At 41.1% G+C, this 16,548-nt stretch carries 20 protein-coding genes; 1 reads left to right on the plus strand and 19 read right to left on the minus strand.

From position 1 onward, the window contains the following. The first annotated feature begins 89 nt into the window (after positions 1 to 89). Positions 90 to 890 carry a sulfotransferase family 2 domain-containing protein gene (locus KO501_RS03210; RefSeq protein ID WP_216028218.1) on the plus strand — a complete coding sequence of 267 codons (801 nt, stop codon included), beginning with the start codon at positions 90 to 92 and terminating at the stop codon, positions 888 to 890. 68 nt (positions 891 to 958) lie between these two features. Here KO501_RS03210 and KO501_RS03215 read toward each other — a convergent pair whose 3' ends face one another. From KO501_RS03215 to rplR, 19 genes are all read right to left on the minus strand, one after another. Further along, positions 959 to 1,630, minus strand: coding sequence for a sulfotransferase family 2 domain-containing protein (locus KO501_RS03215; protein ID WP_216028219.1), 672 nt, complete (start codon positions 1,628 to 1,630; stop codon positions 959 to 961). Positions 1,631 to 1,633: 3 nt separating this feature from the next. Beyond that, positions 1,634 to 2,833: a glycosyltransferase family 2 protein gene (locus KO501_RS03220; protein ID WP_216028220.1), complete on the minus strand. Its 1,200-nt coding sequence runs from the start codon at positions 2,831 to 2,833 to the stop codon at positions 1,634 to 1,636. A 79-nt stretch (positions 2,834 to 2,912) separates the two neighbouring features. Beyond that, entirely contained in the window at positions 2,913 to 3,581 is a 669-nt protein-coding gene (locus tag KO501_RS03225; protein ID WP_216028221.1) for a glycosyltransferase, read from the minus strand. Between the two features lie 2 nt (positions 3,582 to 3,583). Beyond that, positions 3,584 to 4,507 (minus strand): hypothetical protein, encoded by a 924-nt coding sequence (locus KO501_RS03230; protein WP_216028222.1) that lies wholly within the window; start codon positions 4,505 to 4,507, stop codon positions 3,584 to 3,586. Positions 4,508 to 4,532: 25 nt separating this feature from the next. After that, on the minus strand, positions 4,533 to 5,549 hold the full coding sequence (locus KO501_RS03235; RefSeq protein WP_216028223.1) for a hypothetical protein: 1,017 nt from the start codon (positions 5,547 to 5,549) through the stop codon (positions 4,533 to 4,535). Further along, positions 5,542 to 6,987: a glycosyltransferase family 2 protein gene (locus KO501_RS03240; RefSeq protein WP_216028224.1), complete on the minus strand. Its 1,446-nt coding sequence runs from the start codon at positions 6,985 to 6,987 to the stop codon at positions 5,542 to 5,544. Before KO501_RS03240 ends, KO501_RS03235 begins: the two co-directional genes overlap by 8 nt. Before the next feature lie 10 nt (positions 6,988 to 6,997). Continuing rightward, positions 6,998 to 8,923: a rhamnan synthesis F family protein gene (locus KO501_RS03245; RefSeq protein WP_216028225.1), complete on the minus strand. Its 1,926-nt coding sequence runs from the start codon at positions 8,921 to 8,923 to the stop codon at positions 6,998 to 7,000. A 1-nt stretch (position 8,924) separates the two neighbouring features. After that, on the minus strand, positions 8,925 to 9,965 hold the full coding sequence (locus KO501_RS03250; RefSeq protein WP_216028226.1) for an HAD family hydrolase: 1,041 nt from the start codon (positions 9,963 to 9,965) through the stop codon (positions 8,925 to 8,927). 595 nt (positions 9,966 to 10,560) lie between these two features. Then, positions 10,561 to 10,962, minus strand: a complete 402-nt coding sequence (rplQ, locus tag KO501_RS03255; protein WP_216028227.1) for a 50S ribosomal protein L17 — start codon at positions 10,960 to 10,962, stop codon at positions 10,561 to 10,563. Positions 10,963 to 11,003: 41 nt separating this feature from the next. Next, positions 11,004 to 11,993 (minus strand): DNA-directed RNA polymerase subunit alpha, encoded by a 990-nt coding sequence (rpoA, locus tag KO501_RS03260; RefSeq protein WP_216028320.1) that lies wholly within the window; start codon positions 11,991 to 11,993, stop codon positions 11,004 to 11,006. A 19-nt stretch (positions 11,994 to 12,012) separates the two neighbouring features. Beyond that, on the minus strand, positions 12,013 to 12,633 hold the full coding sequence (rpsD, locus tag KO501_RS03265; protein ID WP_216026973.1) for a 30S ribosomal protein S4: 621 nt from the start codon (positions 12,631 to 12,633) through the stop codon (positions 12,013 to 12,015). A 24-nt stretch (positions 12,634 to 12,657) separates the two neighbouring features. Further along, positions 12,658 to 13,050: a 30S ribosomal protein S11 gene (gene rpsK / locus KO501_RS03270; RefSeq protein ID WP_070125761.1), complete on the minus strand. Its 393-nt coding sequence runs from the start codon at positions 13,048 to 13,050 to the stop codon at positions 12,658 to 12,660. A gap of 15 nt (positions 13,051 to 13,065) precedes the next feature. Beyond that, positions 13,066 to 13,422, minus strand: coding sequence for a 30S ribosomal protein S13 (rpsM, locus tag KO501_RS03275; protein ID WP_216028228.1), 357 nt, complete (start codon positions 13,420 to 13,422; stop codon positions 13,066 to 13,068). Between the two features lie 163 nt (positions 13,423 to 13,585). Beyond that, entirely contained in the window at positions 13,586 to 13,702 is a 117-nt protein-coding gene (gene rpmJ, locus KO501_RS03280) for a 50S ribosomal protein L36 (RefSeq protein WP_073325329.1), read from the minus strand. Between the two features lie 25 nt (positions 13,703 to 13,727). Beyond that, positions 13,728 to 15,047, minus strand: a complete 1,320-nt coding sequence (secY, locus tag KO501_RS03285) for a preprotein translocase subunit SecY (protein WP_216028229.1) — start codon at positions 15,045 to 15,047, stop codon at positions 13,728 to 13,730. A gap of 5 nt (positions 15,048 to 15,052) precedes the next feature. Beyond that, the gene (gene rplO / locus KO501_RS03290) at positions 15,053 to 15,487 is read right to left on the minus strand and encodes a 50S ribosomal protein L15 (RefSeq protein WP_216028230.1); all 435 of its coding nucleotides are present in this window, start codon (positions 15,485 to 15,487) and stop codon (positions 15,053 to 15,055) included. A gap of 3 nt (positions 15,488 to 15,490) precedes the next feature. After that, the gene (gene rpmD, locus KO501_RS03295; RefSeq protein WP_216028231.1) at positions 15,491 to 15,670 is read right to left on the minus strand and encodes a 50S ribosomal protein L30; all 180 of its coding nucleotides are present in this window, start codon (positions 15,668 to 15,670) and stop codon (positions 15,491 to 15,493) included. A gap of 6 nt (positions 15,671 to 15,676) precedes the next feature. Beyond that, the gene (gene rpsE, locus KO501_RS03300; protein WP_216028232.1) at positions 15,677 to 16,177 is read right to left on the minus strand and encodes a 30S ribosomal protein S5; all 501 of its coding nucleotides are present in this window, start codon (positions 16,175 to 16,177) and stop codon (positions 15,677 to 15,679) included. Between the two features lie 12 nt (positions 16,178 to 16,189). Then, positions 16,190 to 16,543 (minus strand): 50S ribosomal protein L18, encoded by a 354-nt coding sequence (rplR, locus tag KO501_RS03305; protein WP_216028233.1) that lies wholly within the window; start codon positions 16,541 to 16,543, stop codon positions 16,190 to 16,192. Between the last annotated feature and the right edge of the window lie 5 nt (positions 16,544 to 16,548).

Here is a 16,548-nt window from a genome sequence, read left to right on the forward strand (position 1 = left end):
TTTTAAATTACAGAAATCAATATTAATTTAAAATGGTTTCATAATAATTATCAACGCACACTTCTGTCTCAATTTTAATAAGAACATTTATGAAAAAAAATAATTTTTTAAAAAACGCGCAGAACAGCCTAAATAATTTACGGCAAAACCCTATACATAATTTTGCTATGAATCATAGCATGATGATTTATAACAAAAATGCGCTCTACACTTTTATTCCTAAAAATGGATGCTCTACGCTTAGGCTAAGTGTAGCTATTGAAAATGGATGTATCGAAGGAATAGAACAGGGGCATTGGATTCACAGCAACAATGGTACCTTTAATGCCACACTTGGCGAAGCGATAAAAGCTGACTATACCTTCACCATACTAAGATGCCCCTTTCGACGCTTATCATCAGTATTCCTTGATAAGTTTGTAGCCAAAGAACCGGAAGCTTGGCAGTACCGGCAGATGTTAGGGCGCCAGGTGGAATTAGACAACCTTACATTTAAAGACTTTGTGCTGTCATTAAAAAAAGGTTGGCTTCTTACCGCGAATATTCATTGGCGGAAACAAGTCGACTTTTTACTTTATCAGGAGTATTCAGACTACTTTTGTCTTGAAAACTTCCCTGAGGCAATTGACACACTACGCGAAAAAATTGGATTTACAGTCCATGATGCAAGGCCGCTTACCAATCATGGCTCAGACGGATTTGAAATTATAGATAATAATTGTTTTGCAAATACATGTGGCTTTGACATATCCGTAATGAAACGTAATGGACAATGCCCTAGTCACAAAGCCATGTACAACGATGAATTGATCGAAACTGTACGCGAACTCTATCGAGAGGACATCTCACTTTATACGGAAAAATTTGGGCCTCAAGCGCTATTATTTTAGTATCCGTGTAGAAGCTTCCTATTTCAGCGAATTCGATCGTTCGTATAGTCCTGCCCTTTCCCTCTGAATTAGTATGGAATGTACTTTTTTACTACTGCGTATTCTTCTTTTAAGAACGGTTTGAATTGTGCTGTGTCTATCTTCTTAGAATTTACCCGAACGTTACTTTCCTGATAGCCAAGTCTCATATTCATGAGTTGAGATAACCTTTCAAGATCCTCTGCAAAATTCTCTGTAACGCCCACGAAATCGAAACCTGATAGAGAAAATTGTGAAAAATAGCTCCTGTAAGGCTTCCTTAAATGTTTTAGTTTCTCGTTAGTCAGAAAAAAATGAAAAATTGTTTCATCCGGTGAATTTAATCGCTCGCCGAATACCTCTTTCAACAATTTATATTCGTTGGTGTGTTTTTGAACAGAGATGATATGCCGCATAAGAGACCAGGCTCGTTGAACTGGGTCTCTCAACCACACAGCACGCTTAATCACTGTATTTGCTATCTCATGACACTCTCTAGGTTTAAAATGCCCATGTACAATCTTTATATTCTTCGGCAGCATACTAAGGTCGCCGCTTTCTGCCTGTTTCACTTCAAAAGGCTTATACAACTTATATACTTTACGTTTTCCTAACGCCTTTTCGTAGGCAATACGAAGTGATGTGCCTGCAGTTTTTGGTATGTGGTGTGAAAACCATACATACTCATCTTGCAACTTTCGCTTGTGAAAAAATTTAATCATGGCTTACCTTATGTTCAGCCTACGCTTGAGTTCTTTAATTTTACTATTAATCACTTTGCCTTCAGGCTTTGTTTTCTTCAATATCATTAACAACGACAACGCTAGTTGAGGGTTACCTTCAGCCAGCACAAACGCAGCTTTTCTTAATACTAAAAAATCTTCGCTGGACAGTTCTGCTTTCTCGCTTTGCGTCCCAAGTGGTATTCCATAAGTTTGGCAAAACTTTTTGTAAGCGTTAAGTATGCCGCTATCAGTTACGTCTCTTAGCACTTTGGCTAAAACAGGCGCTTCTCGAAAAGGTGCTGATTCTACTGTTGCTAGTACAGTTTGATATCGATTCAATATAAACGCCTTTGCATTAGAGATTATCTTTTCAAGCTTATACTGATTATAAAATTGGCTACGCTCGTTCAGGTAAGCTGAAAGAGAATTGTCACTAATAGTAAACTCTAGTGGTCCCGATTTAGCCGGATAACCGTTGCGGTTGTCCTTAAAAATTGAACCAGTTTTAGTTGGCCGTCCTCGTCCGAGCAACGAAATATATTCAATTTGGCTTCTGCAAAAACGATGTAAAATAAAATAGTGGGGAATGGAATGCATTTCTCGTATTTTTGGCACACGGAAATTCGAATCAAACAAACTCGGCCAAGGGCTGCCGTCAGCTAATCGATAATCAGCATTTACGGCCGTAACATTATGCGGGTTAATATCTGTAATAGTTAAATCGGTTCGAAAAAGGGACTTAACATGACGGGCTCGTTCACATTGGTTTTTCCCACCAAATGGCGCACTAAATGGGCTAACTTCATCATTTTTCATCAACCATTCAAACGAAACGACGTCAGCCTTATAAGATTCTATATAGTCCTTTATAGACGTAGTAAAATCTAACGGTGTCCAGAACTCATCAATATCTAGGAATAAAATATGTGTGAAGCCCTTCTTTCTCGCCATCGCTATCACTTTACGATATATCGCAATTTGTGGTGCATTGTAGAAGCGAGAAAAGTACCAATCACCTTTATGAAAAGTTACTCCGGGAAGTGTTTTGAGCGCCGACTTCAATTCACTTGTTGGGTCTGAAGTGTTATTCACATAGATGGCAATTTCATCGAAACCAAAGTATTTATGATGAAAAATCCAATCTGGCAAATAGGCCGCCTCATCCTTAGCGATGGCTGCCAATAGAACTTTATTATTCAAGAACCCTCCAGAGGCTACAAGGAGTTAGTGTCTATTCGTTTCATTTATGCAAACCCAATCACTTCAATTGCCATCAAAACTAGTCTCTGTAAATTCCAAATTTTTGTTGTTCAGTCCAAGTGTTGGAAAATTTCTGTATACGAACATAGTTAAATAACGATTCCCTGGCTTGAGAGAAGGGCACTTTGCATACCTGTATATTAGAAAATTCAGATAAAACAGTATTTAAGATGCCAGGCCCTGTAGCTTGAATGACATCAAAGTTGTATTTTCTCGACCTTAATCTTTGACGCATTAACATCAAACATTTTTCGATGTAAGCACTTTCAGGAGGAACACCAATTATGCTGTTAGTACAATGCGCATCCGCAGGATCGCGATTAGCCTTCACAGCCATATCATCCCGCTGTAATAACACTAAATCATTCTTTCGAAATAGACTAAGACTAGATTTAATTTCCATTGATAAATCAACGTAGAAACCTCCTAATTTATATAGTATTAGTAATCTAGCCATATCACATCTGGATGCGGCGATATGGTTATTTTGGTATAAATTTAGTGTGTCAGTGCAGTAGTGCTGTCGTATAAAAGCAACCACGCTTTCGTCGTCAAAAAATCGATAGTCATAAAACCATTGGCTTCGTCGCGTATTATTCGCAGCATTGCGCAGCTCATTTGGTAGCGATGTTTTATCGTGGCAAAATTGGATAATTCTACGTGGAATACGCTCTTTATTTAGCTTCACTATTAAAAACCTGACTCTTTAAGTAGCTTCATTATTAAAGGCCATCCTAGTCCCCTAACAGGCTCGTACTCTTTATTGTCAAATAATGTGTCCCTGTGCATAAAGCGCTGAGCGATATATTGATTTGAAGGGTTAAAATGTTTATCTAATGCTTGTTGTTCTGAAACCGAGAATAACATTTGGTTAAGCGGAGGTTGTTGTTCTTTATATATATTAATAATTCGGTCACGCTTCTCAAGGTATTCTTGATTACTCTTTGTATCTAAATTATAGGTTTTTACTACCTCTAGCACTGCATTTGGAATAGAAGTATTGACCGTAGCCTTATCTTCCGGTAACTGCTCATTAATATTAAATAATTCTAGAAATTCCGATACGATTTGTCTTGAAAAAGGTAGTACACGTATATTCTCGTCGCCGACAAACTTAGTCCAATTTAAGATAGACTCTTTGAAGTTTAACCAATTGAGATTATTAAATATCAGCGTATGTAGTGAAGCCTTATATCGAACGTTAGGATCTTTAATAAGTTGGTTATACAGAGAAACGACTAACTCAGACTGGCGCCTAACAGTAAAAATAACTTCCACTTTATCAAAAGTTTTGTCACACCATTGTTTAAAACGTGGGTTATTGAGATAAACCGGTGAGAGTTCAGAAGAAAGTAATAACGAATGACATCCCTTTTGTGTCATTTCTTCGTAAACCATCTCGATAACGTCAGCAGCTGTATAATCATTCGAATAAACAGCATCCTGCTTAGAAAAAGCCCAAGCAAAGGTGTGATGGGAACCGTCTGTCCAACGTACACTTTCAGGATAAAGAATACCTTGTTCCTGCAAACTAGTACTGTGTTGACATAACGCGCTCTGAATAGCAGATGTGCCAGTTTTTGACCAACCTGGATGGATATACAAAACTCTCACAGAAATTATGTTCCTTATCTTGTGTTTACTGTTTAACTATCTGTGTTATAAACATCGCTATTAATTCTTCATATGCTTTCCGAATTGCTTCTGAAGGTTCGAGTTCATCTTCGCTAGTTTTCTTATAAAATTCGTCAAACTGAAAATCACTGATGAATTTTTTAAATAGTTTCTCTGTCCTCGGTGAATACAAGTCTTGAATCTTTTTTCTCTGCTCTTGACAAATGAACGTATACGAACTTTTGTTTAATAATGTATTACCATTGAAAAACTTAGTAAGTATATCTTTTACAGACTGATCATGCACATTTTCGTATAACCCTTCGACTTGAGATGCCACCTTACAGATATAAGGGTTAAGTGTTTCATTGAAAACTTCATTTGAAGTGTCAAGGTTCCTCACTGGCACCCTTGATTCAACGAAAAACATCCGTATTAGGTTCCTATTTGAACGATGAAGCATATTTATAGGGATAACTCTAATATTTTTTTTACCATAGATTTTAGCCAGAAAGTTGGCTACAAAAAAATAATTAGGCATACCTTTATTTAAACAGTCGGATAAATAGTCTTCAAATGAATTTCCTAACTTATGATCCCACTGTTGCCATGATGACTGAATAAAGTCATCTTCTGGTCTAATACAATATACAACACGAGATTTTTCGAAATATTCAGCTAAAAGATTGTGAATAGAGTAACCATTTTTCAGACTGAGTTTATTAATTAAATTTTCCGCAGAAATAATTATCTTTTTTACATTAAATTTTTCTGCAAGTTCTCTGATGCGTTCAAGACGGATTCTCATCTCATTTAGTAAACGATCTAGTTCATCATCATTAGACGCTTCATGTATTTTTTTAAAGTAGGCACGAGGTGTATCGTCTTGCTTGCGGAAGCCTTCTTCAAACGATAGCTTCATGTTTGAATCAGGAAGGAAGACACCGTTTTTTTCAAGCTCATTGCGGTTACGTAATAAGGCTCGCTGCACAGATGTAGAACCGCATTTGGAATGCCCTGGGTGCAATACTAATTCAATCATTATTACTCTCTTCTAATCTTCTTTTTAAAGTACATATGGCTCTATTTATATAAATACCACCTGGACGCAATTTTTTTATTATTAGCATCAATTCGTACGCTATTGAAGGACTATACGATTCTACTTTAGAAAGATTTTTAAGCACATAATTGATAACTTCACTACGTTCTTTTGTCGTCATAGAAATTGGCTCATATGTACCGTCTTTGCGATGAAACATGATTACTCTAATACGGTTATGAATATATAAAATTTTATCTTTTAATAAACCTGCCCTAGACACCAATCGAGTAACTTCCAAGTTCAAGCCCTGAGTCGAACTCCCTAATTTGGACTGTATAGTTTTTAGCACTTCAAGAGCTTCAAGTTGTCTCGTACGTTGTCTATATACTAAAGCTCGTTTATAAAATTTCTTTTTAAGCTTTTTATACGGGCCGAGTACTGCTTCGTCAGTCACGCCGGTTAGCAAATTATCGAGAATAAAAACATCCTTGTAGGAAGCAGAATTAATAGCATTAATAACCTGCAAATAGCGCTGTTTGATAAAACGAATCGCTTTTTCTCTCTCGTCCCCTAAGCTATATTTGTTATTAAATGCATCAAACTCTTCTTGCCAATTCTTTGTATATTGATCAGTTAAAATAACTTTCGTTTGTTGTTTAAACTTTTTCAAATAGCCGTTTCGGTTGTTCTTAAAACTTACGTTTTTCGAGTTCAAGTCATTAGGGTTTTGTCTCGAAAGTAAAGATACATATTCTAGTTGACTACGAAACATTCGATGCAATACGAAACTAGATTTAACCGGTTGCTTCTGTTGCACTGCTGTATACCTAGCAGCCCCTTCGATTCCCCCGGCATAATATGGCAACGAGCGTTCTTCGCCATCTGCGTAAAAGTACTGGGCATCCTTTATTTTTACGGAATGTACGTCCACTCTATCGATCTCAAAAGAAAGCGGAAAGCAAGATTTAACCCAAGCACCGTTAAACCCTTCAATACCATCTTCGAATGGACGGCTAAATGGCTTCTCGTTTGTTTTCACAAACCACCCAAAACCAACCACTGCGTTAGTTGGAAATACTTCTATACGCTCAGAAATGGTTTTACCGTCAACATCTACCCAAAACTCGTCAATATCGAGGAACATTGCATGACTATATTCCTCTACGACAGCCTTATCGATGGCTTCACGATAAATACCGTCTTGGGGATTAGGTAAGTGTTTTAAAAACATCTCATCTGCATCGATGAAATTGACGTTTTTCAATTCTGCTAGTTTTTTTGCTATTTCCCAGGTGTTATCTGTAGTGTTATTAACATAGATGTCGATACTACAAAATCCAGCAATTAGATGATGGAAAATCCAATCAGGTAAATATGCAGCTTCATCCTTGGCTATTGCGATAAGCTTAACCGTAGGTAAAGAATCACTTGTCATCAATGACTACTCACTCTCCAAAAAACGGATAACGCCCATGGTGGCTAATTAACGGCCCCCACTTTTGTATTGTAGCTTCATCAGGCGACTTGAAACTATTTAGCTTGGCTAGTCCAGAAATACTCCATTTATCCATAGGATTGAGTATATGCATATTCTGCAAACCAAAATCACCACATATCTGCGCATCAGAGCGCACGTTGTCGCCCACATGTAGGAAGCTTTGCCCGCTTTCATCTACCAGTTGCTTTATGAATGTCCACATGGTGCCCGCATCCTTACGCTTCTTAATATCCGAGCTAACAAACAATTTATAGGGTACAGAAATGCCGATCTTTCTTAGCATTTTGGTTATTTGCGCTTTGGTGTAATAAATATCTGTTACAAACCAAATTTCCCTGCCTTTAGCATTAAGTTCATGCACAATTTTAACCATTTCATCTTTGGGTAAAGCCATGGCTAAATCGTAGTAAAACTCTTTGTCTGCCCAAGAAGCCGCAAGCTCTTCTGCGATGCCCTTTTGCTTGGCCAGCTGTTGGTAGGCTTGGTATATATCAATGTCACCTTCAAAATTTACCGCCTTACGACAAGCCAACTCTGCATTATTGCGATGTTCTACAAACTCCTCGGCAGAATCAAAATACTCCAGCTTAGTAAGCTCTTTACCCAGTTTGTATTTCGCATAGTCAGGGTAGGTAAACTCTCGTCTCAGCACGGTGTCGAAAATATCAAAAGACACGACATCGAAATTACTCACATCGCTTAAAAGTTGCTCTGGCGTTTTGTAGTAACTGGACGATATTTGCGTTTTGTCTGTGGTAAAACGGCCTAACGGTGGGTAGTAGAAAAACTGCTTAAACCCTTGTTTTTCTGCCAGTAATCCGATTACCCGTTCAAGTGCATGTAACCAACTACCGTCATTAGGCAATGGTTCGGCGGGGAAATCGTCATATTGATAGTTTTTGTTTAGTATGGGCTTTATCGCTTTAGGCCTGGCCCAAAACATCCCACCTACGGGGTAATTAACAAAATCGTCGTTAATATCCAACCCCCAGTCATTTACAAACCCTTCTGCATGGGGTTTGTTACATGTCCAGTGGTTTACCCAAGAAGGCATCATCCAGAAAGACGAAGGGTAGTAAGTGCCTAGCTCTTTGTGTTCATCGAATAATCGCAGTACAGATTTAACTACATGCTTATCTTTTAATAAAAAATTATTTAGATAATCAAACCATTGTGTTTGCTCGCGGCCACTGTACAACGACTTCTTCGAGTGCATATGACACATTAAATCGTATTCAAGCAACTCTTTACTGAAGTTAACTAAGAAAGGTCCGAAGTTCCTTCCTCTATTTTCACAAAGCGCCGTTTTTACTTGGTTTACATTATCTAAGCTACCAAAGGTTTCGGTGGCATCTCGTTCAATCTTCTTGGTAGCCGCTGTAACAAATACATCTACAGAGGTAGGAAACTTGCGCAGAGTCTGGGCAAACTTTTCTACAAAATCTGGATAGAAGATATGTAGCACTATCGCTACCTTTTGACTTTTCCAGGTAGCGGTTTCGTGGGGAACCAATTCGGTAGCCGGTAACCAGCGATTTACTACCCTTGAACTATTTCTACCTTCATGTCTGCCATGATACATATAGTGCGGTAGCGGGCTAATGCCATTAAGATAAATATCAACATTACACCGCAAGTACAGTTCGGTATCAAAATTAGCCGAAGGGTTCACATTTGAAGATTTGGATTTTTCGAGGTAATCCTCAAATGCCGCTAGTTCGTGCGGAAAAGAGCCATAGTGTTCCTGGTACCACTCGACATCAAATAATCCAAGACGCTTGGCTTCTTTAAAAGCTTTGGCTATTTTCGGCTTTGTTGTCATTTCAAGAGATTGCTGAATGCGTCGAACGGATTTTTTTAAGTTACTATTCATATTACAGACCAAAAAAATCGAGTGGGTTGAGGTTACCTTCACCTGAAATGGCATCATCTAAAACAAATAACGGCCATGTTGCCCTGGGCAATAAATTACGCTTGGTGACATAGGACTCAAATATCGATTCCACCTCTGACGGTGTATAAGAGAAATTATTTTCAACAGCGTTTTGTACGCAATCTAATGCTCCCTGATGCAATGTATTTAAATCAACAAAGCACTCTTGGGTATGGGTTCTTTTACCGTAGCAGAAATGAAATTCTTGGGTGTTAGCATCTTGGAGAATGTCTACAAATTGCCCGTTGGGCGCGGTTAACAGCGCCTCTAAAAACATGGAGCGATCTAACATAGTGTATCCACCGCCCATTTTAACGTCTGATTTAAAGACATAATCAATGTTAGCAGTGCTATTTGCGATGGGATGTTCACCAGCTTTAGTTGCTATCATATAGATGCCATGAACGTCTCGGCTAAGCAGTAAGCAAAGTAGCTTTTGAATGGTGCCAGAGTAGCCTACGTCCGTAACTAAAGGCGTAACGGCTGGGTCTGTGAAGCCAACTGAATCAAGGTATTTTAGGTATATGTCCCGAATCGGCTGCACTAACTCATTAATAAGAGGCTTTTGCTGTTTAAGAATGTCACAGATTCGAGGATAGTCGTCTGGCAATGATATGACTTCATCGTGCATATCTTGCGGTAAGATAAGCGCTATTTCGTCATAGGAAAAAGCAAATCTTGCATGGAAAAAAGACGCTAACGAACCTTTATAGTTGTGTTTTACACTGTAGGGCCAAGCTGCTTCTATATCAGCCATGATCCTAAATAGAAAGGTACGTGACACCGACAAATATTCTGCGTCCACATTGCTGCTATTGCCAATCTCGAAGGCTTGCTTTAACACATGCCCTTCACGTGCTAAATGGAACACTTTTACTGATGAAAGTGACATAATTTTTTTATGCACTTCATTCATATAAGCTGTAAGGAGTGGACCAAGAAAATTGTAACCAAATTCCTTCAGCGATGTATTTTTAAGCATTAATATTTTCTTTTAATTTATGTTTCTACAATTTAAGGACTGAACTGTGTCATCTTCAATTCATATTAAGAGTTACAACAGATGAAACCTTCTCTTTAGGTCTTTAATACACATGCGCATCGTGAGGAAGTACTACTGAATCGTCTAATTTCTCTTCCTCAGTTACCAATAGCGTCAACCTAATCACTAATGAATCATTCAGCCGCTTGCTTAAAATTTTTCTGGGTCTGATAGGCAGTACATGTATATGTGCTTAGACTAAGCGAAACGACATGAAATACGTTTAATATTCTAAATTAGCTCACTAATCAACGTAAGAAGATTTGGAGGAATATCACTTATAATTCGATAAGCCGATTCAACAATCACCAGCCGCTATACTTTATAGAGCCATCGGCGATTTTAACAGTCGAGGCATTTCGCAACAAACCTTTTCTGTTAACTAAGTCGCCTAACTGCGCACATCAACAAGCCCTGTTAATAGCCTTATAAGCAATGGATTTGTTCGCCTAAATCCTAGAAACAAAAAACCCGCCAAAAGGCGGGTTTTTTATCAAATTCAATTAGTGTAAAACTAATCGAAACGAGTAATAACTTACTCTTCTACTGCTTCCGCTTCTTCTTCAGAAACTTCTTCAGCAGGACGGTCTACAAGTTCAATGAACGCCATAGGCGCGTTGTCACCGGCACGGAAACCGCATTTTAAAATGCGAGTGTATCCGCCTGGGCGAGCTTCGTAACGAGGACCAAGCTCGTTGAACAGTTTACCGACAACCTCTTTATCACCTGTGCGGGCCATAGCCAGACGGCGGTTTGCAACGCTGTCTTGTTTTGCCAGTGTGATTAAAGGCTCAATTACGCGACGTAATTCTTTCGCTTTTGGTAACGTCGTTTTGATCACTTCGTGCTTGACCAATGAGCCGGCCATGTTTTTAAACATAGCTTGACGATGGCTGCTGTTGCGATTCAACTGACGACCACTCTTACGATGGCGCATAGTTTTATCCTTCTCTACAAATCAGTTTGATAAAAACCTGATTAATCTTTCTCAGCGATGCTCTCTGGTGGCCAGTTTTCTAGGCGCATACCTAGAGACAGACCGCGAGAGGCTAACACGTCTTTGATTTCAGTTAGCGATTTCTTACCAAGGTTAGGCGTTTTAAGTAACTCAACCTCAGTACGCTGAACCAGGTCACCAATGTACTGGATAGCTTCTGCTTTCAAACAGTTTGCAGAACGTACTGTCAATTCCAGGTCATCTACAGGACGTAAGAGAATAGGATCAAATTCCGGCTTCTCTTCTTTCTGAACAGGTTCAGAAACGTCACGTAAATCAACAAAGGCATCTAATTGCTCAGCCAAAATAGTGGCTGCGCGGCGGATCGCTTCTTCAGGATCCAAGGTACCATTTGTTTCCATGTCGATGATCAGTTTGTCCAAGTCTGTGCGCTGTTCAACACGTGCAGACTCAACAGAATAAGCAATACGTTCAACTGGGCTGAATGAAGCATCAACTAACAAACGACCAATTGGACGATCATCTTCTTCGGAGGAGCGACGAGTAGCAGCAGGAACATAACCGCGAGCCGTTTCAACTTTGATACGCATGCTGATTTCAGCTTCGCCAGTCAAAGTACAAATGACATGGTCCGGGTTAACAATCTCTACATCACCGTCATGCTGAATATCACCAGCAACAACAGGGCCAGCGCCAGATTTCACTATTGTCAGGGTTGCCTCAGTTTTACCTTCAAGGCGAACCGCTAAACCTTTCAGATTCAGCAGAATTTCGATTACATCTTCCTGCACACCTTCTTTGGTGCTGTACTCGTGTAATACGCCGTCAATTTCCACCTCTGTTACCGCACATCCTGGCATGGATGACAGCAAAATGCGGCGAAGGGCGTTTCCTAGAGTGTGGCCAAAGCCGCGCTCTAGGGGTTCCAAAGTTACTTTGGCACGAGTAGGAGAAACGTTTTCGATCTCAACTAATCTCGGTTTCAGGAATTCAGTCACAGAACCCACAATGCTTCCTCTTTAGTTATCTTTACTTAGAGTAAAGTTCGACGATCAACTGTTCGTTAATTTCCGCAGACAAGTCAGTTCTTTCTGGAACGCGCTTGAAAGTGCCTTCCATTTTAGTGCTGTCTACTTCAATCCAGGTTGGCTTCTCACGTTGGTCAGCCAGTTCTAAAGCAGCGACAATACGCGCTTGCTTCTTAGCTTTTTCACGAACAGAAACCACGTCTTCGGCAGAAACGTTAAAAGATGGAATGTTCACAACTTGACCATTTACCATGATCGCCTTGTGGCTAACCAATTGACGTGCTTCAGCACGCGTACTGGCGAATCCCATCCGGTATACTACGTTATCAAGACGCTGCTCTAATAATTGCAACAGGTTTTCACCGGTGTTGCCTTTAAGACGCGCAGCTTCTTTATAGTAGTTACGGAATTGCTTTTCCAGAACGCCGTACATACGACGAACTTTTTGTTTTTCACGCAGCTGTACACCGTAATCAGACAAACGGCCACGACGGGCACCATGCTGACCAGGCGCATTATCGATTTTACATTTAGAATCGATTGCGCGAACGCCGCTTTTTAGGAACAGGTCTGTTCCTTCGCGACGGCTAAGTTTGAGTTTTGGACCCAAATATCTTGCCATGATCTTTCTCCAACTGTCCGGCGATTAAACGCGACGTTTTTTCGGTGGACGACAACCGTTGTGAGGAATAGGCGTCACATCGGTAATGTTTGTGATCTTATAACCAGTTGCGTTAAGTGCACGGATCGCAGACTCACGGCCTGGACCTGGACCTTTAACGAAAACTTCAAGGTTTTTCAGACCGTAATCCTGAGCAGCGACACCAGCGCGCTCAGCAGCTACCTGAGCAGCAAATGGTGTAGATTTACGTGAACCACGGAAACCTGAACCACCTGACGTTGCCCATGCCAGAGCGTTACCCTGACGGTCAGTAATAGTCACAATAGTGTTGTTGAAAGACGCATGGATATGAGCCATTCCGTCTGCAACCTGACGTTTAGCGCGTTTACGCGTAGTACGAGTAGGTGCTTTTGCCATAACTTATTCCCCCGCTTACTTCTTAATTGGCTTACGAGGACCTTTACGGGTACGCGCATTAGTTTTAGTGCGCTGACCACGTAGAGGCAAGCTACGACGGTGGCGGATGCCACGGAAGCAACCCAGGTCCATCAGACGTTTGATGCTCATAGAGACTTCACGACGAAGATCACCTTCAACGGTAAACTTAGCCACTTGCTCACGAAGCTTCTCTACAGTCGCTTCGTCAAGCTCTTTTACTTTTGTTGATTCTGCAACACCAGCATTGGCACAGATCTCTTTAGCACGAGTTGCGCCGATACCGAAAATCGCTTGAAGCGCGATTACAGTATGCTTGTGTTCAGGAATGTTAATGCCAGCGATACGGGCCATTAACAGCACTCCTCTTAAAATTTAATGTCGACGACCTAAAAAGCCCGATAGGATACTTACCCGACGACAAAATTGCAACTTAAGGTTCATAAAAACGAAATAACGTAAGCTGAACCCAGTATAAGGCTCAGCTTACCGTTCGAACTTATTAACCGCTTTTTGATTAGCCTTGACGCTGCTTATGCTTAGGGTCAGAGCTGCAAATCACACGCACAACACCGTTGCGCTTGATAATTTTGCAGTTACGGCAAATCTTCTTTACTGATGCACGAACTTTCATTACATCACTCCGTAGTGCACTAATCTTAGCGGCCGTAGCCTTTCAGATTAGCTTTCTTCAGAACAGACTCATATTGACTACTCATCAAATGCGTCTGCACCTGTGCCATAAAGTCCATGATAACAACCACGATAATTAGAAGCGACGTACCACCGAAGTAGAACGGCACATTCCACGCGATAAGCATGAATTCAGGCACCAAACAAATAAAGGTTATGTAAAGTGCGCCAGCCAGGGTAAGGCGAGTCATTACTTTATCGATATAACGTGACGTTTGTTCACCTGGACGAATACCAGGAATGAACGCACCAGACTTCTTCAGGTTATCTGCTGTCTCACGCGGGTTAAACACCAACGCAGTATAGAAGAAACAGAAGAAAATGATAGCTGTTGCGTACAACATCACGTACAGGGGCTGACCAGGGGAAAGCATTAATGCGATATCCTGTAACCACGCTGTAGATTCATTTTGTCCAAACCAACCAGCAATGGTGGAAGGAAACAGAATGATACTGGAAGCGAAAATTGGTGGAATAACACCAGCCATGTTCACCTTAAGCGGTAAGTGTGTGCTCTGTGCAGCGAAAACCTTGCGGCCCTGCTGACGCTTTGCATAATTCACAACTATACGACGCTGTGCGCGTTCTACGAACACGACAAGGTAAATTAAGCCAATGACGATAACGCCAATTAACATCAGGAACAATAAGTTAATATCGCCCTGTCTTGCTTGTTCCGCAGTCTGACCAATCGCTGTAGGTAGACCGGCAACAATACCAGCAAATATCAATATAGAAATACCGTTACCGATACCTCGTTCAGTAATTTGCTCACCCAGCCACATAAGGAACATGGTTCCAGTGACTAAGCTGACTACTGCTGTAAAGTAGAATCCGAAGCCAGGGTCTATAACCAAACCATTAATTAGGTTAGGCAGGTTCGTCGCAATACCAATAGATTGGAATGTGGCCAACACTAGCGTTAAATAACGGGTGTATTGACTAATTTTACGACGGCCTGCTTCGCCTTCTTTTTTAAGCTCCATCATCGGTGGATGAACCACCGTGAGCAACTGCATAATAATCGATGCAGTAATGTATGGCATAATGCCCAAAGCCAGAACGGATGCACGCTCAAGCGCACCACCGGAGAACATGTTAAACATTTCTACGATGGTACCTTTTTGTTGCTCAAACAACTCAGCAAGTACTGCTGCGTCGATGCCAGGAATAGGCACATAAGAGCCCAGTCTGAATACGACGATCGCACCGAGTACGAACAACAACCTTGACTTTAGCTCACTCAAGCCGCTTTTCGCGCCTGAATCCAATCCTGGTTTAGCCATCTAGCTTATTCCTCTACTTTACCGCCGGCAGCTTCAATTGCTTCAAGCGCGCCTTTAGTAACCTTCAACCCGCTAACTGTAACAGCGCGCGATACTTCGCCACTTTTTACAACTTTGACAAACTGCACATCTTTCTTGATAAGACCCGCAGCTTTCAATGTTTCCAAAGAAGCTGTATCACCTTCTACCTTAGCAATTTCGGTCAGTGTAACCTGATCAGACACAAAGCTTTTACGCGATGTGAAACCGAATTTAGGCAGACGGCGCTGAAGTGGCATTTGACCACCTTCAAAGCCTGGCTTGATGGAACCGCCTGAACGGCTGGTTTGGCCTTTATGACCACGTCCACCAGTTTTTCCCAGACCAGAACCAATACCGCGGCCAACACGCTTAGGCGATGGTTTTGAACCTTCTGCAGGAGAAATTGTGTTTAAACGCATATCTTACTCCTCCACGATTTCAACCATGTAATTTACACGGTTGATCATGCCACGTACTGCTGGGGTGTCTTCCAACTCACGGACATGGTTGATTTTACGAAGGCCTAAGCCCTTAAGCGTCGCTCTGTGCTTTGGCAAACGGCCAATTGCACTTTTGATTTGCTTTACTTTAATCGTTGCCATGTCTGATTACCCCAAAATTTCATCTACAGACAATCCACGCTTAGCGGCAACACTTGCTGGAGAGTTCATCTCTGTCAGCGCGTTGATTGTTGCACGTACAACGTTGATTGGATTTGTAGAGCCGTAGCATTTTGAAAGTACGTTCTGCACACCAGCTACTTCAAGTACTGCACGCATCGCACCACCGGCAATAATACCAGTACCTTCAGATGCAGGCTGCATGTAAACTTTAGAGCCAGAGTGACGACCTTTAATCGGATGCTGCAATGTATGACCGTTCAGATCAACATTAACCATGTTACGACGGGCTTTCTCCATCGCTTTTTGGATAGCAGCTGGCACTTCACGTGCTTTACCGTAACCAAAACCAACACGGCCATTGCCGTCACCTACTACTGTCAATGCAGTGAAACTAAAGATACGACCACCTTTAACCACTTTAGAAACGCGGTTTACAGCAATCAATTTCTCTAACAGTTCACCGTTTTGAACTTCTTGTTTAGCCATTATTCTTCACTCCTAGAACTGAAGACCAGCTTCGCGAGCTGCATCAGCTAATGCCTTTACGCGACCGTGGTATTTGAAACCGCTACGATCGAAAGCAACATCTTTGATGCCTTTTTCGATAGCACGTTCAGCGATTGCTTTACCAACAATAGCTGCTGCTTCAGCGTTACCAGTTGATTTCAGATCCTTAGCCAGATCTTTTTCAACGGTAGAAGCCGATGCCAACACCTCAGAACCGCTAGGCGCGATTAACTGTGCATAGATGTGGCGAGGTGTACGGTTTACTACCAGGCGATGCGCGGCCAATTCACGAATTTTTGCGCGTGCGCGAGTTGCGCGACGCAAGCGTGATGTTTTCTTATCCATCGTAT

It is taken from the genome of Alteromonas sp. C1M14, from assembly GCF_018860965.1.
Lineage (GTDB): Bacteria > Pseudomonadota > Gammaproteobacteria > Enterobacterales > Alteromonadaceae > Alteromonas.